Source organism: Enterobacter sp. FUJ80071, assembly GCF_038739915.1.
Classification (GTDB): domain Bacteria; phylum Pseudomonadota; class Gammaproteobacteria; order Enterobacterales; family Enterobacteriaceae; genus Enterobacter; species Enterobacter kobei.
Map to the genome: position 1 here is coordinate 1,478,142 of NZ_JBBXKH010000001.1, position 21,153 is coordinate 1,499,294.

Below are 21,153 nucleotides of genomic sequence, written 5' to 3' on the forward strand. Positions count from 1 at the left end.
AGGAGCGCGTCATGCCACGATCCTCGTTGATTTTTCTTCCTGCGTTGTGCTTTTCCTTTTCACTTCTTGCGGCGCCAGAGGCGGTGAAGGTCGAGGTGCTGCAAAACCGACTCGATCACCCCTGGTCGATGGCGTTCCTGCCGGACAATAAAGGGCTTCTGGTCACCCTCAAGGGCGGGCAGCTCAAACACTGGCAGACCGGAAAAGGGCTTTCCGATCCCATTGTCGGCGTTCCGAAGGTCTGGGCGAACGGTCAGGGAGGATTGCTGGACGTGGTGCTGGCGCCGGATTTTGCAACGTCGCGCCGCGTCTGGCTGAGTTACGCCGAAGCAGGGCATGACGGCAAAGCCGGAACGACGGTGGGTTATGGCCGCTTAAGCGACGATCTTTCCCGCATCGAGGCATTCCAGGTCGTGTTTCGCCAGATGCCGAAACTCTCTACCGGTAACCATTTTGGCGGACGGCTGGTGTTTGACGGCAAAGGCTACCTCTTTATCGGACTCGGCGAGAACAACCAGCGCCCGACGGCGCAGGACCTGGACAAGCTGCAGGGGAAAGTGGTGCGCCTGACCGAGGACGGTAAAGTGCCTGCGGATAACCCCTTTGTGAACACCGCCGGCGCACGTCCGGAAATCTGGTCTTATGGCATTCGCAACCCGCAGGGAATGGCGATGAATCCGTGGAGCGACACGCTCTGGCTGAACGAACATGGCCCGCGCGGCGGGGATGAAATCAACATCCCGGAGAAAGGCAAAAATTACGGCTGGCCGCTGGCGACACACGGCATTAATTACAGTGGCCTGAAAATCCCCGAAGCCAAAGGTGAACACGTCGAGGGAACCGAGAAGCCGCTGTTTGTCTGGAAAGTCTCGCCCGCGGTCAGCGGCATGGCGTTCTACAACAGCGACGTTTTCCCGCAGTGGAAAAACAAACTGTTTATTGGGGCGCTGAAGGAGAAAGACGTTATCGTCCTGAGCGTGGACGGAAACAAGGTCACGGAGGACGGGCGCATCCTGGGCGATCGGGATCAACGTATTCGCGATGTGCGGGTGGGGCCGGACGGGTATCTGTATGTGCTCACCGATGAAACGGACGGGCAACTGCTAAAAGTCAGCCCGTCCGGTGCGTAATCAGGTGACCGGGGTCATCACGACGTTACGGTACGCCGGACGCTCGCTCAGTTGCTTGAGCCAGCGTTCAAGGTGAGGGCGCGGCGTCCAGTTCAGCCCCATATTGGTCAGGTTCCAGACAAACGGCGCCACGGCAATATCCCCCACGCCGAACGTCTCGCCGGAGAACCAGGCGTGCTTCGCCAGTTCGTCATCCATCATGGCAAACAGGTTTTCACAGGCATCCTGAGCGGCATGAATAGCGGGATAGTCGCGCTCGGCCTCGGGGGTTCTCACCAGCCCCATCAGGATCACCCGGTGAACAGGAGAGAATGTCTGGTTTGCCCAGTCCATCCACTTTTCACCCTGGGCGCGCTGCGCCGGGTTTTCAACCCACAGACGGCCAAGGCCGTACTGGGCAGCGAGGTAGCGCACAATGGTGTTAGATTCCCAAAGCGTCGCGTCTGTTTCGTCATCGCGCAGCAGCGGCACCAGGCCGTTCGGGTTCATCGCCAGATAGTCGGCCTCTCTGTTTACCCCGAATGCCATGCCAGCCATGATTTGATTAAACGGTAAATCCAGCTCTTCCAGCGTCCAGAGCACTTTCTTCACGTTGGTCGAATTGTTCCTGCCCCACAGCGTAATCATATTTACTCCTGATGAGTTGTGAATCCGGGTCACCTTTTTCGCCATGGTGAGATAAACCTAACAATTACGCAACAGAAGACAAAAAAATCGCCTGAATCAAAGCGTAAATGAATGTTATTGCATAAACTTTAATAACTTTACCCTCGCTGGGTTTCTTTCACCGTTTTAGTGCGCTATTACTCATCGCTTCTTGCGACACGGTGATGTGACGTAATTTTTGAATGGACACTCGGGTGGCATTTATGACGCGAAAAATGACTTCTCTGCGCAGCCTGGCGGCAGGCTCTGCGCTCCTTTTCCTGTTTGCACCAACTCTCTACGCAGCAGAACAGGCTGCGCCCGAAGCGCCACCGGTGGATGCGCGCGCCTGGATCCTGATGGACTATGCCAGCGGGAAAGTGCTGGCGGAAGGCAATGCCGATGAGAAACTCGATCCGGCCAGCCTGACCAAAATCATGACCAGCTATGTGGTCGGCCAGGCCTTGAAAGCCGGTAAGATCAAGCTGGACGATATGGTCACCATCGGAAAGGACGCCTGGGCGACCGGTAACCCCGCGCTGCGCGGGTCATCGGTGATGTTCCTGAAGCCAGGGGATCAGGTGTCCGTTTCCGCTCTGAACAAAGGGGTAATTATTCAGTCGGGAAATGACGCGTGTATCGCGCTGGCCGATTATGTGGCCGGCAGTCAGGATTCTTTCATTGGTTTGATGAATGGCTATGCGCAGAAACTCGGCTTAACCAACACGACATTCAAAACGGTTCACGGCCTGGATGCGCCTGGACAGTTCAGTACCGCGCGCGACATGGCGCTGTTGGGGAAAGCGCTGATCCACGACGTACCGGATGAATACGCGATCCACAAAGAGAAAGAGTTTACCTTTAACAAAATTCGCCAGCCGAACCGTAACCGTCTCCTGTGGAGCAGCAACGTTAACGTGGACGGCATGAAGACCGGCACCACGGCGGGCGCGGGCTATAACCTGGTGGCCTCTGCGACGCAGGGCGACATGCGTTTGATCTCGGTTGTGCTGGGCACCAAAACCGACCGCATCCGGTTTAACGAATCAGAAAAACTGCTGACCTGGGGCTTCCGTTTCTATGAAACCGTGACGCCGATTAAACCGGATGCCACGTTCGTCAGCCAGCGCGTCTGGTTTGGGGACAAGAGTGAAGTGAATCTCGGGGCGGGGGAAGCCGGTTCCGTGACCATTCCACGCGGTCAGCTGAAAAACCTGAAGGCCAGCTTTACCCTGACCGACCCGCAGCTCACCGCGCCGTTGAAAAAAGGCCAGGTGGTTGGGACGATTGATTTCCAGTTAAACGGTAAGTCAATTGAACAGCGTCCGCTGATCGTGATGGAAGCGGTAGAAGAGGGTGGCTTCTTCAGCCGGATGTGGGATTTCGTATTGATGAAATTCCACAGCTGGTTTGGCAGCTGGTTCAGCTAATCCATCATGCTTTTCTCCCTCTCCCTGTGGGAGAGGGGCGGGGTGAGGGCATCAGACCGCACCCCTCTCAATACATCAACTTCACCTGCTGCGCCTTCGCATGGGCCACAATTTCCTCATCCGGGCGGCAATCGCTGACGATGGCGTCAAACTGCGCCAGCTCGCCCATTCTTGCCGACCGCACTTTGCCAAATTTACTGTGATCGACCACCAGCACATGGTATTGCGCGGCGCTTAAAGCCCAGTGCTTTACCGGCAGCTCCTCCAGGTTAAAGCAGGTCGCCCCCTGACGCACATTCACGCCCGCGGCGGAATAGAACGCGATGTCCGGACATAAGTTGCTGAGCGTGTCCTGCAGGTTGAGCGGCTTAAAGATAGCGTTGCTGGCGTGAAACTCACCGCCGCAGAGGATCACCCGGCACTCGGGTTTCTCCTGCAGCGCCAGAAAGGTGTTCAGGGAGTAACACACGGCGGTAAAGGGAATACTGCTGTCGATGGCTTCGATAATCCACGGCGTGGTGGTGCCGCAGTCAAAAAACAGCGTCTGGTGCGGCTGTACCAGCGTGGCGGCCAGGCGCGCGGCTTTGCGTTTCTCTTCCACCAGACGCGTTTTCTGATCGCTTATCAGATAATGGCTGGCGCTACGCGGCTCAAGCACAATGTACCCGCCCAGCAGTACCACGGGAGCGCTGTCGCTGTTCAGATCACGACGAATGGTCATCTCTGAGACGCCGAGGAGGTTGGCGGCTTCCTTAAGATGCAGCTTATCACTACGCTTCAGCGCCTGAAGCAGCTGAGCTATGCGGTCATCGCGTCGTGTTTCCATAGTTCCTCAGGATAAAAAAAATGAGCCCCCGCAGGGCGGGGGCTCAGTGTAACCTGTCCGGTTGGGGTTAGTCACGTATCCAGCCTTTGCGGATCGGGAGGGCAAAAATGGCGCGATAAAGGGAAGAGAGCCCCCGGTAGAGCGCTTCACCGAAGAGATTCCACAGGATTGCCGCGCTCACGCAGCCAATCAGTCCTACCAGGAAACCGCCGACCATATCCAGCGGCCAGTGGACGCCAAGATACACGCGGGACCAGGCAATCGCCGCGGCTGCCACCATCAGCACCGCACCAGACCACAGGCGATGCCAGAACAGGAAAGCCAGCGCGAAGGTGAAGATAACCGTACCGTGATCGCTCGGGAAGGAGTCATCCGGCGCGTGGTGCAGGAAGGTATAACCGACATGGTCGACAAAAGGACGATCGTGCGGGAACGCATGGCCGAGAATATAACTAACCAGTACGCTGACCCCGAGCGCTATCGCGACTTTGATCACCAGCTGGCGCTGTGCCTTCACCTGGCTGCGAGGGCCCCAGAGCCAGAGGACAGCGGCCAGCACAGGCACGATACTAATCAGATCTTTTGCCAGGAAGGTGGCGAAATCAATCATCCACTCTGGCGAGGCCGGTGTGGCGTTGATCAGATAAAACAGCTGATAATTCAGATTCTCTAGCATAGCGTTATTACTCTTTTGCAAACCGGGTGGAAACCAGCCCGTAGACGGCCACCTGGGAAAACCAAACCCACCACCCGGCCCACAGGTTGTGAGAGAAAAAATGTGCCCCGCGCATCACCTGACCGAAGCCCATCGCCAGACCCAGCAGCACGCCAAGGGCAACAAAGCTCCAGGCGAGACGTGGACGCTCGCGCCAGAAGGCAAAAAACAGCCCCATCACCATAAAACCGCTGGAGGCATGGCCGCCGGGGAAACAGCGCCCCGGCCCGCTGTCTGTCGGGACGGCGCTAAACAGTGGGTAAGACATCGCCTTCCCGCCATACTCCACCAGATCCCACGGGCAGCTGTGGTGGCTAATGCTTTTCAGTACGCCCACTACCAGCGCGCCAAGCCCCATCAGCAGCGCCGCCGTAACCAGCCTGGCGTTACGTTTGTAAGCGCCGTAAAGCAGCGCCACGGCACCTAAGGCGATGGCGATGTACTTCGCCAGACGATGGTTGAGCAAATCCAGCAGGTGGTCTTTCTGTAGCGGGAAGCTCTGCGTCGCCGCGTCATACCAAAAACCGGTGATCCATCTGTCGAGCGCTTCATCGCGCGAAAGCCACGTAAACACCACGGCAAGGACTAACAGCACGAAAAGCTGATAACCATAAAAGCGGGAGGGTAAGCGGTAAAGTCGTTTTGTCTTATTTGTCTGTAAGTTAGACAATTCTGAACGGCTGGAAGTGAGTGCCATAATTTGGGATCGTTGACGAGTAATCGGGCTATCATAAATCTGTCAACTTAAGGAAACCTTAAACGAAGACGATATGTGCTTTATTTCTGTTTATCCTCGATAAATCACTATCTCGGGCTGCGGCATTTCATTACACTCGTCGCGATTTTGTCATTTTAAAGAGATTGCATGTTAAACCGTTCTTCTTCTGGTTCACGTCTGGGTCGTCAGGCGTTGCTTTTCCCCCTGTGTCTGGTGCTCTACGAATTCTCCACCTATATCGGCAACGATATGATCCAGCCCGGCATGCTGGCCGTTGTGGAGCAGTACAACGCGGGAATTGAATGGGTGCCGACCTCCATGACCGCCTATCTGGCTGGCGGCATGTTTTTACAGTGGCTGTTAGGGCCGCTGTCGGATCGTATTGGCCGCCGTCCGGTGATGCTGACCGGCGTGGTGTGGTTTATCGTCACCTGCCTCGCTACGCTGCTGGCGCAAAACATTGAGCAATTTACCCTGCTGCGTTTCCTGCAGGGGGTGAGCCTGTGCTTTATCGGTGCCGTGGGATATGCCGCCATTCAGGAGTCGTTTGAAGAGGCGGTGTGTATCAAAATTACCGCGCTCATGGCAAACGTGGCGCTGATTGCCCCTTTACTCGGGCCGCTGGTGGGTGCCGCGTGGGTGCATGTTGCGCCCTGGGAAGGGATGTTTATCCTCTTTGCGGTTCTCGCCGCTATCGCGTTCTTTGGCCTGCACCGCGCAATGCCGGAAACGGCGACCCGTCTGGGTGAAAAACTCTCGCTCAAAGAGCTGGGCCGGGATTACAAAGAAGTGCTGAAGAATGGCCGATTTCTGGCGGGGGCGCTGGCGACCGGGTTTGTGAGCCTGCCGCTGCTGGCGTGGATTGCGCAGTCTCCGGTCATTATCATCAGCGGTGAAAAGCTCAGCAGCTACGAGTATGGTCTGCTGCAGGTGCCGATTTTTGGCGCGCTGATTATCGGTAACCTGGTGCTGGCACGTCTGACGTCACGCCGCACCGTGCGTTCACTGATTATTATGGGTGGCTGGCCGATTGCAGCAGGGCTGATTCTGGCCGCGGTGGCGACCGTTGCGTCATCCCACGCTTATCTGTGGATGACGGCGGGGCTCAGCCTTTATGCTTTCGGGATTGGCGTGGCGAACGCCGGGCTGGTGCGCCTGACGCTGTTTGCCAGCGAGATGAGTAAAGGCACGGTGTCCGCGGCGATGGGTATGCTGCAGATGCTGATCTTTACCGTCGGTATCGAGGTGAGCAAGCACGCTTACGCGATGGGTGGCAACGGTCTGTTCAGTCTGTTTAACCTCGCCAACGGCGTGCTGTGGGTTGGCCTGATGATGGTGTTCCTGAAGGACAAACGCGTCGGCAACGCCCTGCAACCATAATCTTTTTCCCCTCTCCCCTTTGGGGAGAGGGCCAGGGTGAGGGGCGAGGGCACCAGACCGCACGATATCAATTAAACGGTGCCTCCCCGTTCAACACCTTCTCAATCACATCCAGCACACCTTCCTCGTTATTGTGCGGCGCTTCAAACCGCGCCACTGCTTTAATATGCGGTCTGGCATTCGCCATCGCGAAGCTGAACCCGGACTGACGCAACATCTCCACGTCGTTGCCGCTGTCACCGAAGGCAACCACTTCACTGTCCTCTATGCCCCAGCGCTGTTGCAGGATCCGCAGGCCGTTGGCTTTGTGCACGCCGGGGATAATCAGGTCGATACTGCCGTGGCCGGTTGTCACGGGCACCATAATGTCGTTAAGCTTTTCATGCAGCATCGCCTGGATGCGCGGAATTTCATGGTCTGACACGTTCAGCCCAAACTTGAAGAAAATGTCGTTCAGGTTGTCGAAATCACTCACCATTTCGAGCCGGTGATAGTACTTCGCGGCGATATCCTTAAAGCTATCGTCATAGCATTTCAGCGTATAGGCGCTGTTTTTTCCGCAGGCGATAATCTCAATGCCCGGAACGTCGTTTAATACATTCGCGACGGTCTCGAAATGGGCTTTCGACAATTCACCGTTAAAGACATCCTCTCCGGCGCTCACGACCCAGCCGCCGTTCTCAGCGACGAACGCAATTTCATGGGCAATCTCCGGGAAAAAGGAGATCAGCTGATAGTACTGGTTGCCGCTGGCGACCACGAAGCGAATGCCTTGCGCCTTCATGCGGGCGTACTGCGCCAGAAAGCGCGGGCGGTTATAGGTCTTGGCATCGCTCAGGAATGTGCCATCCATGTCGACGGCGATCAGTTTAACGCTCATATCCCTTCTCCAGTGTCGTTTGTTTCGTTTCCGGCTTTGCCACCGCGCGCGCCACCAGCGCAGCGATGATCACCAACCCTAACACCACCAGCATGGCGCTGCGCAGCCCGTAGTGTTCACCCAGGAAGCCGAGCAGCGGCGGCCCCACCAGGAAGGCGAGGTAGCCCGTTGTCGCCACCACGCTGACGCGCGTCGGGGCATCCGGCCCGGTGTCGCTGGCGGCGGAAATGGTCAGCGGGAAGCCGAGTGACGCCCCCAGTCCCCAGAGGATCACCGAGACGCCGGCAATCCAGTCCACGTCCACAAAGATAATCATCGCAATCCCCAGGCCGCCCAGCAGGGCGCTGGCGCGCACCACCGCCACGCGGCTGTAGCGGTCGATAAACCAGCCGCCGGTGAAGCGCCCGACGGTCATCCCCAGCGTAAACCCGGCGTAAATCAGCGAGCCAGAGGTCGGGCTAAAGCCGTGACCGTCCACCATCAGCAGCGGCAGCCAGTCGTTGGCGGAGCCTTCTGCAAACGCCATCGCCAGTACCACCACGCCGATCAGCATCAGCTGGAAATCGCGGTAGAAGGGGAGTCCTTTTTCGGCTGACGAGCGTTCGTCAGCAGAGTTTTTACCGGTGCCGTCCGGGATGGCCCGGATGCCGGTGAGGATCGGAATGATGCACACCAGCGCCGCCAGCAGGATATGCAGATTGGCGGTCACACCCGTGGCCGTCAGCGCCATCCCCACGCCCGCACCGGCCAGCGTACCGAGGCTATAGAAGCCATGCATCATGGGCAGCACGGTTTTGTTCATCTCACGTTCGACCGCCGCCCCTTCAACGTTGATGGCTACCTCCGCAGAACCGAAGCTGCCGCCAAATACCGTCAGCCCCAGCGCGAACAACACCGGCGAGGCAAACCACAGCGCGATGCTCAATACCACCATCCCGAACACCGCGCAGCACATGGTGGTGCGGATCACAGCTCGCGTACCAAAGCGCTTCACCAGCCATGCGGAACAGAGAATGCCGCTCATGGAACCGATCGACAGGCCGAACAGCACGATGCCCATCTCAGCCGTAGAGACAGACAAAATATCGCGAATGGCGGGCGTGCGCGTGGCCCAGGAGGCCATCAGCAGACCGGGAATAAAGAAGAACATAAACAGCGCCCACATGCGGAGCTGCAGGGTTTTACGGGGAGAGGTCAGCGTCATTGGGGTAGCACCAGAAGTACAACAATAGCGACAACACTAGCAAGTTTGTGTACATTTGTACACAAACCACGTGAGGAATTTATGAGCAGACCACCGAACGATCCGCATCGCCGGGAGAAGATCCTGCAGGCAACACTCGATACCATTGCCGAGCACGGTATTCACGCCGTCACGCACCGTAAAATCGCCGCCTGCGCGGGCGTGCCGCTGGGGTCGATGACCTACTATTTCGACGGTATGGAGCCACTGCTGGAGGAAGCGTTCACATGGTTTACGCAACAGATGTCGCAGCAGTATCGGGATTTCTTTGCGGGCGTCACCGGGCCTGAAATGGCGTGCGAGTCCATCACCACCTTGATCCACAGTTCGCAGGTGACGACGCCGCACAACATGGCGCTGATGTACCAGCTTTACGCCTTTATGCACCGCAGCGCGGCGCTCAAAACGGTGATGCAGGACTGGATGAAGATGAGCCAGACTACGCTGGAGCAGTGGTTCGATCCGGTTACCACCCGCGCGCTGGATGCGTTTATCGAAGGGATGACGCTGCACTATGTGACCGACCGGGCGCCGTTAACCCGGGACGAGATTCGGGCGATGGTTGGGAGGATTGCGGGGGAGGGAAACACTTAGACATCGCTCGTTAAGCCTGACATTACGTATTCTCACGTTTAGAAAAGCTGGATAACGGGCTTTGGTTATTCTTTGTTGGGGTTTATTTAAGGCAACAAAAAACCCATCAACCTTGAACCAAAACGGCGGGGTTGATGGGCTCCACAAATTGGGGACATCAAAGAAAAGCAGTGGCACTAGTTATGACTGCCCCCTGATAAAAAAGTTCTGCGCGTAACAAAAATTTTTTCATTACGCACAAACTTCAGAGTTATCCGAGTCCTGGCCAGATGATGATGATCAGCGTACCTGCCAGCGTCAGCAGTACGTTGGCGATAGCGTAGGTGCCTGCATAGCCCAGCGCCGGGATGTTGCTGCGCGCGGTGTCGCTGATAATTTCCATGGCCGGCGCACAGGTACGCGCCCCCATCATTGCTCCGAAGAGCAGGGCGCGGTTCATGCGCAGCACGTAGGCACCAAACAGGAAGCAGATCACCACCGGCACCAGGCTGACGATAAGGCCGGAAACCAGCATCTGCCAGCCGACGGCACCCAGGCTGTGTCCAATGCCGCTGCCGGCACTTAGGCCGACACCCGCCATAAACACCATCAGACCGAACTCTTTCACCATGTTCAATGCGCCCTGCGGAATGTAACCGAACGTCGGATGGTTCGCTCGCAGGAAGCCCAGCATGATCCCGGCAAACAGCAGACCGGCGGCGTTACCGATTCCGAAACTGAAGTTGCTGAACTGGAAGGTGATCATCCCGATCATCAGGCCCACAATAAAGAAGGCGCAGAAAGCCAGCAGGTCAGTGACCTGGCTGTGAATGGAGATAAAGCCGATGCGGTCGGCAACGGTTTTTACGCGTCGCGCGTCGCCGCTGACCTGCAAAACGTCGCCTTTGTTGAGCACGACGTTGTCGTCGATGGGCATCTCAATCTGGCTGCGGATGACGCGGTTAAGGAAGCAGCCGTGGTCGGTCAGCTTGAGCTGCGCCAGACGACGGCCAACGGCGTTATGGTTTTTCACCACGATCTCTTCGGTGACGATGCGCATGTCGAGCAGATCGCGGTCGAACACTTCTTTGCCGTTTCGGAAGCTTGGGTCGAGACGGGCATGCGCGTCCGGGTAACCCACCAGCGCGATGTCGTCGCCCATCTGCAGCACCGCGTCACCGTCCGGGTTCGCCAGAATGCCGTTACGGCGGATACGTTCGATGTAGCACCCGGTCTGGCGGTAAATCCCCAGCTCGCGAAGATTTTTCCCGTCTGCCCATGCCACCAGCTCAGGTCCGACGCGGTAGGCGCGGATCACCGGGAGGTAGACTTTACGTTTGCTGTCGGTATCCAGCCCGCGCTCACGGGCGATTTGCTGGGCACTGGTCTGCAGATCCTGATGCTGCAGTTTTGGCAGATAGCGCGCCCCGACAATCAGGCTCACCAGACCAATCAGATAGGTCAGGGCATAGCCCAGGCTCAGGTGGTCGAGCGCGGTCGAAAGCTGTGCGCCAGCCATGCCCGAATGGCGCAGGGTATCGCCTGCACCCACCAGCACTGGCGTAGAGGTCATGGAGCCTGCCAGCATACCGGCCGTTAACCCGATATCCCAGCCAAACAGCTTACCCAGTCCTAAGGCGATCAGCAGTGCGCTGCCGACCATCACCAGCGCCAGCATCAGATAATTTTTGCCGTCGCGGAAGAAAATCGAAAAAAAGTTCGGTCCTGCTTCCACGCCAACACAAAAAATAAACAACATAAAACCTAAGTTGAGCGCATCCGTGTTAATGCTGAAGTGCTGCTGGCCTAATAATAAGGAGACGACTAAAACGCCAATGGAATTACCAAGTTGAACCGATCCCAGGCGCAATTTACCCAGGCAAAGACCCAGCGCCAGTACCACAAATAATAACAGGATGTAATTCCCATTTAACAAGTCTGCGACGTTTATATTCACGGAGGCTAACTTCTTGTTTACCAGTAAGTTGTTGAATGAAAGGACTTTTTGGGCTACTGTTTTCTGGGGCAGGGAAAGGCGTTAACGCTCCCTGTTTCCTGCTTTATTCCCTAAAACATTAGCTGGCGTGTAGTTTAATCGCATTAGCTACTGACAGCTACTGATTATCGCATCACCCTGTGCGTACTTTGGCAAGGATTGCCGCATTGCTTTATCTGACTGGGCGTCTACCCGACGAAAGTGTATTTGATAGAGATAAGTCAGGAGGATTGTTTGAATATGAAACGAAACTGGGCGGGGGTGATCAGCTGCTTTTTGCTGTTCACGGTCGTATGCATGTCGCTCGCATTTAATGTGAAGGGCGCATTCAGGGCGTCCGGGCATCCGGAGCTGGGGTTGCTCTTCTTCACGCTACCGGGAGCCGCCGCCAGTTTTCTCTCCCGTAAAGGGGAAGTGGTGAAACCGTTACTGGGGGCGATACTTGCAGCGCCATTATGTCTGCTGCTAATGCGCCTGCTGTATGTTTCAACGCGAAGTTTCTGGCAGGAGCTGGCGTGGTTGCTAAGTGCCATATTCTGGTGCGCCCTTGGCGCGCTCTGCTACCTATTTGTGCGCAGCCTGATTCAGCACCGACGGCACCACAAATAAAAACGCCCTCAGGGTGAGGGCGTCCTTTCATTACTGCTCGGCAAACAGGCCAAGATGTTCTTTGGCGTAGGCTTCAAAGTCGGTGCAACCGCCGATGTGTTTCTGATCGAGGAAGATCTGTGGGACGGTTTCAACCGGCTTACCGACTGTTTTTTCCAGATCGGCTTTGGTGATGCCTTCCGCGTGGATGTCCACATAGCGGAAATTGAAGTCATCGCGTTCTGCGGTCAGTTTCTCTGCCAGCTCTTTTGCGCGCACACAGTAAGGGCACCCTGGACGACCAAAAATTACTGCAAACATTTCTCTCTCCTCAAAAAACAAGCCTGACGGCGAATGAGACGTATAGTGCCCCATAACCTGTCGTCATTAAAGAAGGTTTCGCCTGTCGTTATAATACCTATGAGCTATGTTTCGCCAATTACACCGCGCAGATCATTGCCTATACTGGCTGCCATACGTTTTAAGCAAGCAAAGAGAGAGAAGATGACACCCACGATTGACCTGCTCCTTTCCCATCGTTCCATTCGCCACTTCACCGATGAGCCGATCACCGAGGCGCAGCGTACCGCCATTATTAACAGCGCAAGGGCGACCTCCAGCTCCAGTTTCCTGCAGTGCAGCTCCATTATTCGCATTACCGACCCGGCGATGCGTGAACAGCTGGTGACGCTGACCGGCGGGCAGAAGCATGTGGCCCAGGCCGCCGAGTTCTGGGTATTTTGTGCCGACTTTAACCGCCATCTGCAGATTTGCCCTGAAGCGCAACTGGGGCTCGCCGAACAGCTGCTGCTGGGTGTCGTGGATACCGCGCTGATGGCGCAAAACGCCTTTACGGCGGCGGAATCGTTGGGACTAGGCGGGGTCTATATCGGCGGGTTGCGTAACAACATTGAAAGCGTCACCGAACTGCTGAAGCTGCCAAAACATGTACTGCCGCTGTTTGGCCTCTGCCTCGGCTGGCCGGCGGATAATCCGGACCTGAAACCGCGTATTCCTGCGGCAATGCTGGTGCACGAGAACCACTACCAGCCGGTCGATCGTGACGTCCTGAATCACTATGATGAAGAGCTGGCGAATTACTATCTGACGCGTGACAGCAATAACCGCCGCGATACCTGGAGCGACCACATTCGCCGCACCATCATTAAAGAAAATCGCCCGTTTATTCTCGATTATCTGCATAAACAGGGCTGGGCGACGCGATAGTCCATTCTGTATGATATGAAGGCTTTTTCCATGTCTTCAGAGAGGTGCAGGGTGAAAATTGCCATATTGTCCCGGGATGGAACGCTCTATTCATGTAAACGCCTGCGAGAAGCGGCGGCAAAACGCGGACATCAGGTTGAGATCCTTGACCCGATGTCCTGCTATATGAACATCGACCCCGCCGCTTCATCTATACACTACAAAGGCCGCAAGCTGCCGCATTTTGATGCGGTGATCCCGCGTATCGGCTCCCAGATCACCTATTACGGCACCGCCGCGCTGCGCCAGTTTGAGATGCTGGGCAGCTATCCGCTCAATGAATCCGTGGCCATTTCCCGCGCCCGCGACAAGTTGCGCTCGCTGCAGCTGCTCGCCCGTCAGGGGATCGATCTCCCCGTCACCGGAATAGCCCATTCGCCGGACGACACCAGCGATCTGATCGACATGGTGGGCGGCGCGCCTTTAGTGATCAAGCTGGTAGAAGGCACGCAGGGTATCGGCGTGGTGCTGGCGGAGACGCGTCAGGCTGCAGAAAGTGTGGTCGACGCCTTTCGGGGACTGAATGCGCACATTCTGGTGCAGGAGTATATCGAAGAGGCGAAAGGGCGTGATATTCGCTGCTTCGTGGTCGGAAATGAAGTGGTGGCGGCCATTGAGCGTCAGGCCAAAGAGGGCGATTTCCGCTCTAATCTTCACCGCGGCGGCATAGCGAGAGTCGCTGATATTAGCGATCGCGAGCGGGACATTGCCGTAAAAGCCGCGCAAACGTTGGGGCTGGACGTGGCGGGCGTTGATCTCCTGCGGGCGACGCGCGGGCCGCTGGTCATGGAGGTGAATGCCTCACCGGGGCTGGAAGGCGTGGAAAAAACCACGGGGGTCGATATTGCAGGTAAAATGATCACATGGATCGAGCGTCATGCCACGCCGGGCTACTGTCTGAAAACGGGCGGTTAAATGGCATTGAACGCACTTTTTGCGTAATCTATGCGAAGTTTTTATTAGAGAGGCTGCACCGCGATGGATTTACAGCTCGTACCAACACTGGATACGTTACGTCAATGGCTCGATGATGCCGGTATTACGTTCTTTGAATGTGATTCCTGCCAGGCGCTGCATCTGCCTCATATGCAAAATTTCGACGGTATTTTTGATGCCAAAATCGATCTGATTAACGACGTGATCCTTTTCTCCGCGCTGGCCGAAGTGAAGCCGTCTGCGCTACTGGCGCTGGCCTCCGACCTGTCGGCCATCAATGCCAGTTCTTTGACGGTGAAAGCATTTCTCGATATACAGGATGATAATCTGCCAAAACTGGTCGTTTGCCAGTCTTTATTCTCCGGGGCAGGGCTCTCCTTCAAGCAGTTCGCCTGGTTTATGCGCTTGAGTGAAGAGCAAATTTCCATGGTCATGATGGAAGCCAATGCACACCATCTGCTGTATAGCGCGGAAGATGATGCAGAGAATAATGATGCATCTCCCAATTTTCTTCACTAAGGCTGCCTGACTTTTGCGCAGTCGCTGCCATGGCGGCTGCATTAGGCCATTTTTTCTGCTGCTTTTAACCTTTCTTTAAAGAATTTTTCACCTCCCCAAAGGCCGTTTCGGCTTATCACGTAGACTAAACCTGCATAAAAAATTGATAAAAGGCGTTTTTTCGTCTGGGCTATAGCCGGAGACACGGGCTACAGTTATTCTTGCGATGCTTCAAAAAGCGAGCGGATCCTGCCGGGTAAAGAGGTTTCTTTTTATTTTGAGCAGAGCGACAAACTATGCATGATTTTTGCATATATCCAGATTGCACAGTTTTAGTTCGTTTGTTAACGAGCTTTCAGAAGGAATAACACTATGATCGCCTTGAATAAAAAATGGTTATCGGGTCTGGTTGCGGGTGCTCTGATGGCCGTCTCTGCCGGCACGCTCGCTGCGGAACAAAAAACGCTGCACGTTTATAACTGGTCTGACTATATTGCGCCGGACACCGTGGCCAATTTTGAGAAAGAGACCGGCATTAAAGTAGTCTACGACGTTTTCGATTCCAACGAAGTGCTGGAAGGAAAACTGATGGCAGGCAGCACCGGGTTTGACCTGGTCGTGCCTTCCGCGAGCTTCCTGGAGCGTCAGCTGACGGCGGGTGTCTTCCAGCCACTGGACAAGAGCAAATTACCGAACTGGAAAAACCTCGATCCAGAAGTCCTGAAGCTGGTGGCTAAGCATGACCCGGATAACAAATACGCCATGCCTTACCTGTGGGCGACCACCGGTATCGGCTACAACGTGGATAAAGTTAAAGCGGCGCTGGGCCCGGACGTCAAGCTGGACAGCTGGGACGTGGTGCTGAAGCCGGAAAACCTTGAGAAGCTGAAAAGCTGTGGCGTCTCTTTCCTGGACGCGCCAGAAGAGATTTTTGCCACCGTGCTGAACTACCTGGGCAAAGATCCGAACAGCAACAAGGCGGATGACTACACCGGTCCGGCTACCGATCTGCTGATGAAGCTGCGTCCAAACATTCGCTATTTCCACTCTTCCCAGTACATCAACGACCTGGCGAACGGTGACATCTGCGTTGCGATTGGCTGGGCAGGGGACGTGTGGCAGGCGGCGAACCGCGCGAAAGAGGCGAAAAACGGCGTGAATGTGTCCTACTACATCCCGAAAGAGGGGGCGCTGGCCTTCTTCGACGTCTTCGCGATGCCAGCTGATGCGAAAAACAAAGACGAAGCGTATCAGTTCCTTAACTACCTGATGCGTCCGGACGTGATCGCACACATCAGTGACCACGTTTATTATGCCAACGGTAACAAGGCTTCCGTGCCGCTGGTGAGTGAAGCGATCCGCAGTAATCCGGCAATTTATCCGCCAGCGGACGTGTTCGCCAAGCTCTTCACCCTGAAAGTACAGGATCCAAAAATTGACCGCGTACGTACCCGTGCGTGGACCAAGGTGAAAAGCGGTAAGTAACCCTTTGTCACAGGCCGGGCAAGCGAAGCGCCCCCGGCAACAGGCGCACCGTGCTGGTGCGCCTGCACCATGATTTGATTTCTGCCGGAGAGCACCCCGTGAATGACGCGATCCCCCGCCCGCAGGCGAAAGTCCGTAAAGCGCTGACCCCGCTTCTTGAAATTCGTAACCTCACCAAATCTTTCGATGGCCAGCATGCCGTGGACGACGTCAGCCTGACTATCTATAAAGGCGAAATATTCGCGCTACTGGGCGCATCGGGCTGTGGCAAATCAACCCTGCTGCGTATGTTAGCCGGTTTTGAACAACCCACGGCCGGGCAAATCATGCTTGATGGCGTGGATCTCTCCAGCGTGCCGCCGTACCAGCGCCCGATTAACATGATGTTCCAGTCCTACGCACTGTTCCCGCACATGACGGTGGAGCAGAACATCGCCTTTGGCCTGAAGCAGGATAAATTGCCAAAAGCCGAAATCACCGCGCGCGTGGCCGAGATGCTGAGTCTGGTCCACATGCAGGAGTTCGCGAAGCGTAAACCGCACCAGCTTTCAGGCGGCCAGCGCCAGCGCGTGGCGCTCGCCAGAAGCCTGGCAAAACGCCCGAAACTGCTGCTGCTCGACGAGCCGATGGGGGCCCTGGATAAAAAACTGCGTGACCGTATGCAGCTGGAAGTGGTGGATATTCTTGAGCGCGTCGGCGTGACCTGCGTGATGGTGACCCACGACCAGGAAGAAGCCATGACCATGGCCGGACGTATTGCGATCATGAACCGCGGGAAGTTTGTGCAAATTGGCGAGCCGGAGGAGATTTATGAGCATCCAACCACCCGCTACAGCGCCGAGTTCATCGGTTCGGTCAACGTCTTCGAAGGGCTACTGAAAGATCGTCAGGAGGATGGCCTGGTCATTGAATCGCCGGGTCTGCAGCATCCGCTCAAGGTCGATCCTGACAGCGCCGTGGTGGACAACGTGCCGGTCTACGTCGCGCTGCGTCCGGAGAAGATCATGCTCTGTGACGATCCGCCAGCCGATGGCTATAACTTCGCCGTGGGTGAAGTGGTGCACATTGCTTACCTGGGCGATCTGTCTATCTATCATGTGCGTCTGAAAAGCGGTCAGATGCTGAGCGCCCAGCTGCAAAACGAACATCGCTACCGCAAAGGTCAGCCGACCTGGGGCGACGAAGTGCGCCTGTGCTGGGATGCTGACAGTTGTGTCGTGCTGACGGTATAAGGAGCGGCCAATGAGTACACTTGAACCTCCAGCCCGCGCAGCCAGCTGGCTGACGCGCCTTAAGATGAAGCACGGCCGCAAGCTGGTGATTGCCATGCCTTACGTGTGGCTGATCCTGCTGTTCCTGCTGCCATTCCTGATCGTTTTCAAGATCAGCCTGGCGGAGATGGCGCGGGCGATCCCGCCGTATACCGACCTGTGGGAGTGGGCAGACGGGCAGCTGACGCTGACCTTAAACCTCGGTAACTACCTGCAGCTCACCGAGGACCCGCTCTATATTGAAGCCTATCTGCAGTCGCTGCAGGTGGCGGCGATCTCGACGCTCTGCTGTCTGGTGATGGGCTATCCGCTGGCGTGGGCCGTGGCGCACAGTAAACCCTCGACGCGTAATATCCTCCTGCTGCTGGTGATTTTGCCGTCGTGGACCTCATTCCTGATCCGCGTTTACGCCTGGATGGGGATCCTGAAAAACAACGGCGTGCTGAATAACGTCCTGATGTGGCTTGGGGTTATCGATCAGCCGCTGACGATCCTGCACACCAACCTCGCGGTCTATATTGGCATTGTGTATGCCTATCTGCCGTTTATGGTTCTGCCGATCTATACGGCGCTGACGCGGATAGATTACTCGCTGGTGGAAGCCTCGCTTGACCTCGGTGCGCGTCCGCTGAAAACCTTCTTCAGCGTCATTGTCCCGTTGACCAAAGGCGGGATTATCGCCGGGTCGATGCTGGTCTTTATTCCGGCGGTAGGGGAGTTTGTGATCCCGGAACTGCTCGGCGGGCCGGACAGCATTATGATTGGCCGCGTGCTGTGGCAGGAGTTCTTCAATAACCGCGACTGGCCGGTGGCGTCTGCGGTGGCGATTATAATGCTGCTGCTGTTGATCGTGCCGATCATGTGGTTCCACAAACATCAGCAGAAACAGATGGGAGACCACGGATGAATAACTTACCGGTAGTGCGCTCCCCGTGGCGAATTGCGATCCTGGCGATCGGCTTTACCTTCCTGTATGCGCCGATGCTGATGCTGGTGATCTACTCGTTCAACAGTTCCAAACTGGTGACGGTCTGGGCGGGCTGGTCGACGCGCTGGTACAGTGAGCTGTTCCACGACGATGCAATGATGAGCGCGGTAGGGCTGAGCCTGACCATCGCCGCACTGGCGGCAACGATGGCCTCTGTTCTGGGCACCATCGCCGCGCTGGTGATGGTGCGTTTCGGCCGTTTTCGCGGTTCGAACGGCTTCGCCTTTATGATCACCGCGCCGTTGGTCATGCCGGACGTGATTACCGGCCTTGCGCTGCTGCTGCTGTTCGTGGCGCTGGCGCATGCCATTGGCTGGCCGGCGGATCGCGGCATGCTCACCATCTGGCTGGCGCACGTCACGTTCTGTACCGCCTATGTCGCCGTGGTGATCTCCTCGCGTCTGCGCGAGCTGGATCGCTCGATAGAAGAGGCGGCGATGGATCTCGGCGCGACCCCGCTGAAGGTCTTTTTCATCATTACCCTGCCGATGATCATGCCGGCGGTGATCTCCGGCTGGCTGCTGGCATTTACCCTGTCGCTCGACGATCTGGTGATCGCCAGCTTTGTCTCCGGCCCGGGGGCGACAACGCTGCCGATGCTGGTCTTCTCCAGCGTGCGCATGGGGGTTAACCCGGAGATCAACGCCCTGGCCTCTATCATCCTCGGCGTGGTCGGAATTGTCGGATTTATCGCCTGGTATTTGATGGCGCGCGCGGAAAAACAGCGCGTGCGTGATATCCAGCGTGCAAGACGCGGCTGAAGCATTTAAAATTTCCAGTGATGTGCCGCGTATCACGCGGCACTGTTTTTCAGGGAAGTAAAACATTGGGATTATTAAAAAAATCACGGCTTACGCACGCTCGTCCTAACGTTCCTGCGCTGGTACAGGTGGCGGCGCTCGCCATTATTATGATCCGCTGCCTGGACGTGCTGATGATTCTGAATACCCTGGGCGTGCGCGGTATCGGTGAATTCATTCACCGCAGCGTGCAGACGTGGAATCTGACGCTGGTTTTTCTGAGCAGCCTGGTGCTGGTGTTCATTGAGATCTACTGTGCGTTTTCGCTGGTCAAAGGGCGCAACTGGGCGCGCTGGGTCTATCTGCTGACGCAGGTGACCGCCGCCAGCTACCTGTGGGCCGCCTCGCTGGGGTATGGCTATCCCGAACTGTTCAGCATTGCGGGCGGATCAAAACGCGAGATTTTGCACGCGCTGTTTTTGCAAAAACTGCCGGATATGCTGGTGCTGTTCTTCCTGTTCGTGCCTGCGTCCAGTCGACGGTTCTTCCAGTTGCAATAATGTGTATAATCGCAGCCCCCGTTATTCTTAAGGTTTTCATATGCAGTGCGCACTCTATGACGCCGGACGCTGCCGCTCCTGTCAGTGGATAGAACAGCCGGTCTCTCAACAACTCACCGCCAAAATGGCCGACCTGCAACAGCTGCTGGCTGGACACGCGGTGGGGGAGTGGTGCGCACCCATCAGCGGACCGGAGCAGGGCTTTCGCAACAAAGCCAAAATGGTGGTCAGCGGCAGCGTCGAAAAACCGCTGCTGGGGATGCTGCACCGCGACGGCACGCCGGAAGATTTAACCGACTGCCCGCTGTATCCCGCGTCGTTTGAACCCGTCTTTGCCGCACTCAAACCGTTTATTGCGCGGGCAGGGTTAACGCCCTACCACGTCGCCCGCAAGCGCGGCGAGCTGAAATATCTCCTGCTGACGGAAAGCCAGATAGACGGCGGCATGATGCTGCGTTTTGTGCTGCGCTCGGAAGCGAAGCTGGCGCAGCTTCGTGCGGCGCTGCCGTGGCTGCAGGCGCAACTGCCGCAGCTTAAGGTCATTACGGCAAACATACAGCCGGTGCACATGGCGATTATGGAAGGGGAGAAAGAGGTCTTCTTCACCGAACAGCCTGCGCTGGCCGAAAATTTCAACGGCGTACCGCTGTGGATCCGCCCGCAAAGCTTCTTCCAGACCAACCCGACCGTGGCGAGTGCGTTGTATGCCACCGCCCGTGACTGGGTTCGGGCGTTAAACATTCATCATATGTGGGATCTGTTCTGCGGCGTGGGCGGTTTCGGCCTGCACTGCGCCACGCCTGAAATGCAGCTGACCGGGATTGAGATCTCGGCCGAAGCGATTGCCTGCGCGAAACAGTCCGCCGCCGGGCTGGGGTTAACGAATCTCCACTTCCAGGCGCTTGACTCTACCCAGTTCGCCACCGGCCAGGGCAATGTGCCGGAACTGGTGCTGGTCAACCCGCCGCGACGGGGCATCGGAAACGCACTCTGCGATTACCTGAGCCAGATGGCACCGGATTACATCGTCTACTCCAGCTGCAATGCGCAGACCATGGCTAAAGATATCGCCAGCCTGCCGGGCTACCGCATTGAACGCGTTCAGCTTTTCGATATGTTCCCGCATACCGCGCATTACGAAGTGTTGACGTTGTTAACCCGTAGGCCGGGTAAGGCGTAGCCGCCACCCGGCATGAACCCCGCACAATGTTCAACAAAATGTGAACTCTTCCCCCGCTCGAAATCAGGTAAGCTTACGTCATAAGAAATGATTGAAGGCTGACCC

At 56.5% G+C, this 21,153-nt stretch carries 22 protein-coding genes; 14 read left to right on the top strand and 8 right to left on the bottom strand.

The genetic code is table 11. The features are described from left to right. Positions 1-11: 11 nt before the first annotated feature. On the top strand, positions 12-1,130 hold the full coding sequence (locus AAER43_RS07060) for a PQQ-dependent sugar dehydrogenase (protein ID WP_050861586.1): 1,119 nt from the start codon (positions 12-14) through the stop codon (positions 1,128-1,130). On the opposite strand, the gene AAER43_RS07065 is transcribed toward AAER43_RS07060, so the two are convergent. Next, a complete protein-coding gene (locus AAER43_RS07065; RefSeq protein ID WP_023338183.1) occupies positions 1,131-1,757 on the bottom strand; it encodes a glutathione S-transferase family protein in 627 nt (208 codons plus the stop codon). Between the two features lie 242 nt (positions 1,758-1,999). Between AAER43_RS07065 and dacC the strand changes: the two genes are divergently transcribed. After that, positions 2,000-3,205, top strand: coding sequence for a serine-type D-Ala-D-Ala carboxypeptidase (dacC, locus tag AAER43_RS07070; protein WP_050861677.1), 1,206 nt, complete (start codon positions 2,000-2,002; stop codon positions 3,203-3,205). Positions 3,206-3,272: 67 nt separating this feature from the next. Here dacC and deoR read toward each other — a convergent pair whose 3' ends face one another. From deoR to AAER43_RS07085, 3 genes are all read right to left on the bottom strand, one after another. After that, positions 3,273-4,031, bottom strand: coding sequence for a DNA-binding transcriptional repressor DeoR (deoR, locus tag AAER43_RS07075; protein WP_014883141.1), 759 nt, complete (start codon positions 4,029-4,031; stop codon positions 3,273-3,275). Positions 4,032-4,098: 67 nt separating this feature from the next. Then, positions 4,099-4,707 carry an undecaprenyl-diphosphate phosphatase gene (gene ybjG, locus AAER43_RS07080; protein ID WP_050861587.1) on the bottom strand — a complete coding sequence of 203 codons (609 nt, stop codon included), beginning with the start codon at positions 4,705-4,707 and terminating at the stop codon, positions 4,099-4,101. A gap of 7 nt (positions 4,708-4,714) precedes the next feature. Continuing rightward, positions 4,715-5,443, bottom strand: coding sequence for a phosphatase PAP2 family protein (locus tag AAER43_RS07085; RefSeq protein ID WP_023332498.1), 729 nt, complete (start codon positions 5,441-5,443; stop codon positions 4,715-4,717). Between the two features lie 168 nt (positions 5,444-5,611). On the opposite strand from AAER43_RS07085, the gene AAER43_RS07090 reads away from it, so the two are divergent. Then, positions 5,612-6,844, top strand: coding sequence for an MFS transporter (locus tag AAER43_RS07090; RefSeq protein WP_014883144.1), 1,233 nt, complete (start codon positions 5,612-5,614; stop codon positions 6,842-6,844). 67 nt (positions 6,845-6,911) lie between these two features. On the opposite strand, the gene AAER43_RS07095 is transcribed toward AAER43_RS07090, so the two are convergent. Together AAER43_RS07095 and AAER43_RS07100 are read right to left on the bottom strand one after the other, a co-directional pair. Beyond that, positions 6,912-7,724 (bottom strand): Cof-type HAD-IIB family hydrolase, encoded by an 813-nt coding sequence (locus AAER43_RS07095; protein WP_045134207.1) that lies wholly within the window; start codon positions 7,722-7,724, stop codon positions 6,912-6,914. After that, entirely contained in the window at positions 7,714-8,928 is a 1,215-nt protein-coding gene (locus AAER43_RS07100; protein ID WP_014883146.1) for an MFS transporter, read from the bottom strand. Before AAER43_RS07100 ends, AAER43_RS07095 begins: the two co-directional genes overlap by 11 nt. 81 nt (positions 8,929-9,009) lie before the next feature. Between AAER43_RS07100 and AAER43_RS07105 the strand changes: the two genes are divergently transcribed. After that, a complete protein-coding gene (locus AAER43_RS07105; RefSeq protein WP_023332500.1) occupies positions 9,010-9,561 on the top strand; it encodes a TetR family transcriptional regulator in 552 nt (183 codons plus the stop codon). A 250-nt stretch (positions 9,562-9,811) separates the two neighbouring features. On the opposite strand, the gene AAER43_RS07110 is transcribed toward AAER43_RS07105, so the two are convergent. Further along, entirely contained in the window at positions 9,812-11,497 is a 1,686-nt protein-coding gene (locus AAER43_RS07110; RefSeq protein WP_014169303.1) for an aspartate:alanine antiporter, read from the bottom strand. A gap of 279 nt (positions 11,498-11,776) precedes the next feature. Here AAER43_RS07110 and AAER43_RS07115 point away from each other — a divergent pair, with 279 nt between their 5' ends. Beyond that, positions 11,777-12,145 carry an inner membrane protein YbjM gene (locus AAER43_RS07115; protein WP_014883148.1) on the top strand — a complete coding sequence of 123 codons (369 nt, stop codon included), beginning with the start codon at positions 11,777-11,779 and terminating at the stop codon, positions 12,143-12,145. Between the two features lie 30 nt (positions 12,146-12,175). Here the strand turns inward: AAER43_RS07115 and AAER43_RS07120 are convergent, their stop codons facing one another. Continuing rightward, positions 12,176-12,445, bottom strand: coding sequence for a GrxA family glutaredoxin (locus tag AAER43_RS07120; protein WP_014883149.1), 270 nt, complete (start codon positions 12,443-12,445; stop codon positions 12,176-12,178). Positions 12,446-12,628: 183 nt separating this feature from the next. Between AAER43_RS07120 and nfsA the strand changes: the two genes are divergently transcribed. From nfsA to rlmC, 9 genes are all read left to right on the top strand, one after another. After that, positions 12,629-13,351: a nitroreductase NfsA gene (nfsA, locus tag AAER43_RS07125; protein ID WP_014883150.1), complete on the top strand. Its 723-nt coding sequence runs from the start codon at positions 12,629-12,631 to the stop codon at positions 13,349-13,351. Positions 13,352-13,402: 51 nt separating this feature from the next. Continuing rightward, the gene (gene rimK / locus AAER43_RS07130) at positions 13,403-14,305 is read left to right on the top strand and encodes a 30S ribosomal protein S6--L-glutamate ligase (RefSeq protein ID WP_032628797.1); all 903 of its coding nucleotides are present in this window, start codon (positions 13,403-13,405) and stop codon (positions 14,303-14,305) included. A 63-nt stretch (positions 14,306-14,368) separates the two neighbouring features. Continuing rightward, entirely contained in the window at positions 14,369-14,845 is a 477-nt protein-coding gene (locus AAER43_RS07135; protein WP_050861588.1) for a YbjN domain-containing protein, read from the top strand. Between the two features lie 351 nt (positions 14,846-15,196). Continuing rightward, on the top strand, positions 15,197-16,309 hold the full coding sequence (gene potF / locus AAER43_RS07140; RefSeq protein ID WP_050861589.1) for a spermidine/putrescine ABC transporter substrate-binding protein PotF: 1,113 nt from the start codon (positions 15,197-15,199) through the stop codon (positions 16,307-16,309). Between the two features lie 98 nt (positions 16,310-16,407). Next, the gene (gene potG, locus AAER43_RS07145; protein ID WP_023332502.1) at positions 16,408-17,541 is read left to right on the top strand and encodes a putrescine ABC transporter ATP-binding subunit PotG; all 1,134 of its coding nucleotides are present in this window, start codon (positions 16,408-16,410) and stop codon (positions 17,539-17,541) included. Between the two features lie 10 nt (positions 17,542-17,551). Next, positions 17,552-18,487, top strand: coding sequence for a putrescine ABC transporter permease PotH (gene potH, locus AAER43_RS07150; protein ID WP_014883154.1), 936 nt, complete (start codon positions 17,552-17,554; stop codon positions 18,485-18,487). Continuing rightward, positions 18,484-19,329: a putrescine ABC transporter permease PotI gene (potI, locus tag AAER43_RS07155; RefSeq protein ID WP_014883155.1), complete on the top strand. Its 846-nt coding sequence runs from the start codon at positions 18,484-18,486 to the stop codon at positions 19,327-19,329. Before potH ends, potI begins: the two co-directional genes overlap by 4 nt. Before the next feature lie 20 nt (positions 19,330-19,349). Then, entirely contained in the window at positions 19,350-19,868 is a 519-nt protein-coding gene (locus AAER43_RS07160) for a YbjO family protein (protein ID WP_045134203.1), read from the top strand. 40 nt (positions 19,869-19,908) lie between these two features. Further along, entirely contained in the window at positions 19,909-21,048 is a 1,140-nt protein-coding gene (rlmC, locus tag AAER43_RS07165) for a 23S rRNA (uracil(747)-C(5))-methyltransferase RlmC (RefSeq protein WP_050861590.1), read from the top strand. The last annotated feature ends 105 nt before the right edge of the window (positions 21,049-21,153 follow it).

Coding starts and splice junctions, on each gene's coding strand:
- AAER43_RS07120 (WP_014883149.1), bottom strand. CDS start 12,445: ATGTTTGCAGTAATTTTTGGTCGTCCAGGGTGCCCTTACTGTGTGCGC.
- nfsA (WP_014883150.1), top strand. CDS start 12,629: ATGACACCCACGATTGACCTGCTCCTTTCCCATCGTTCCATTCGCCAC.
- ybjG (WP_050861587.1), bottom strand. CDS start 4,707: ATGCTAGAGAATCTGAATTATCAGCTGTTTTATCTGATCAACGCCACA.
- AAER43_RS07115 (WP_014883148.1), top strand. CDS start 11,777: ATGAAACGAAACTGGGCGGGGGTGATCAGCTGCTTTTTGCTGTTCACG.
- deoR (WP_014883141.1), bottom strand. CDS start 4,031: ATGGAAACACGACGCGATGACCGCATAGCTCAGCTGCTTCAGGCGCTG.
- AAER43_RS07060 (WP_050861586.1), top strand. CDS start 12: ATGCCACGATCCTCGTTGATTTTTCTTCCTGCGTTGTGCTTTTCCTTT.
- potI (WP_014883155.1), top strand. CDS start 18,484: ATGAATAACTTACCGGTAGTGCGCTCCCCGTGGCGAATTGCGATCCTG.
- AAER43_RS07090 (WP_014883144.1), top strand. CDS start 5,612: ATGTTAAACCGTTCTTCTTCTGGTTCACGTCTGGGTCGTCAGGCGTTG.
- potF (WP_050861589.1), top strand. CDS start 15,197: ATGATCGCCTTGAATAAAAAATGGTTATCGGGTCTGGTTGCGGGTGCT.
- dacC (WP_050861677.1), top strand. CDS start 2,000: ATGACGCGAAAAATGACTTCTCTGCGCAGCCTGGCGGCAGGCTCTGCG.
- AAER43_RS07105 (WP_023332500.1), top strand. CDS start 9,010: ATGAGCAGACCACCGAACGATCCGCATCGCCGGGAGAAGATCCTGCAG.
- rlmC (WP_050861590.1), top strand. CDS start 19,909: ATGCAGTGCGCACTCTATGACGCCGGACGCTGCCGCTCCTGTCAGTGG.
- AAER43_RS07135 (WP_050861588.1), top strand. CDS start 14,369: ATGGATTTACAGCTCGTACCAACACTGGATACGTTACGTCAATGGCTC.
- AAER43_RS07095 (WP_045134207.1), bottom strand. CDS start 7,724: ATGAGCGTTAAACTGATCGCCGTCGACATGGATGGCACATTCCTGAGC.
- AAER43_RS07065 (WP_023338183.1), bottom strand. CDS start 1,757: ATGATTACGCTGTGGGGCAGGAACAATTCGACCAACGTGAAGAAAGTG.
- AAER43_RS07100 (WP_014883146.1), bottom strand. CDS start 8,928: ATGACGCTGACCTCTCCCCGTAAAACCCTGCAGCTCCGCATGTGGGCG.
- potH (WP_014883154.1), top strand. CDS start 17,552: ATGAGTACACTTGAACCTCCAGCCCGCGCAGCCAGCTGGCTGACGCGC.
- AAER43_RS07160 (WP_045134203.1), top strand. CDS start 19,350: ATGTGCCGCGTATCACGCGGCACTGTTTTTCAGGGAAGTAAAACATTG.
- AAER43_RS07085 (WP_023332498.1), bottom strand. CDS start 5,443: ATGGCACTCACTTCCAGCCGTTCAGAATTGTCTAACTTACAGACAAAT.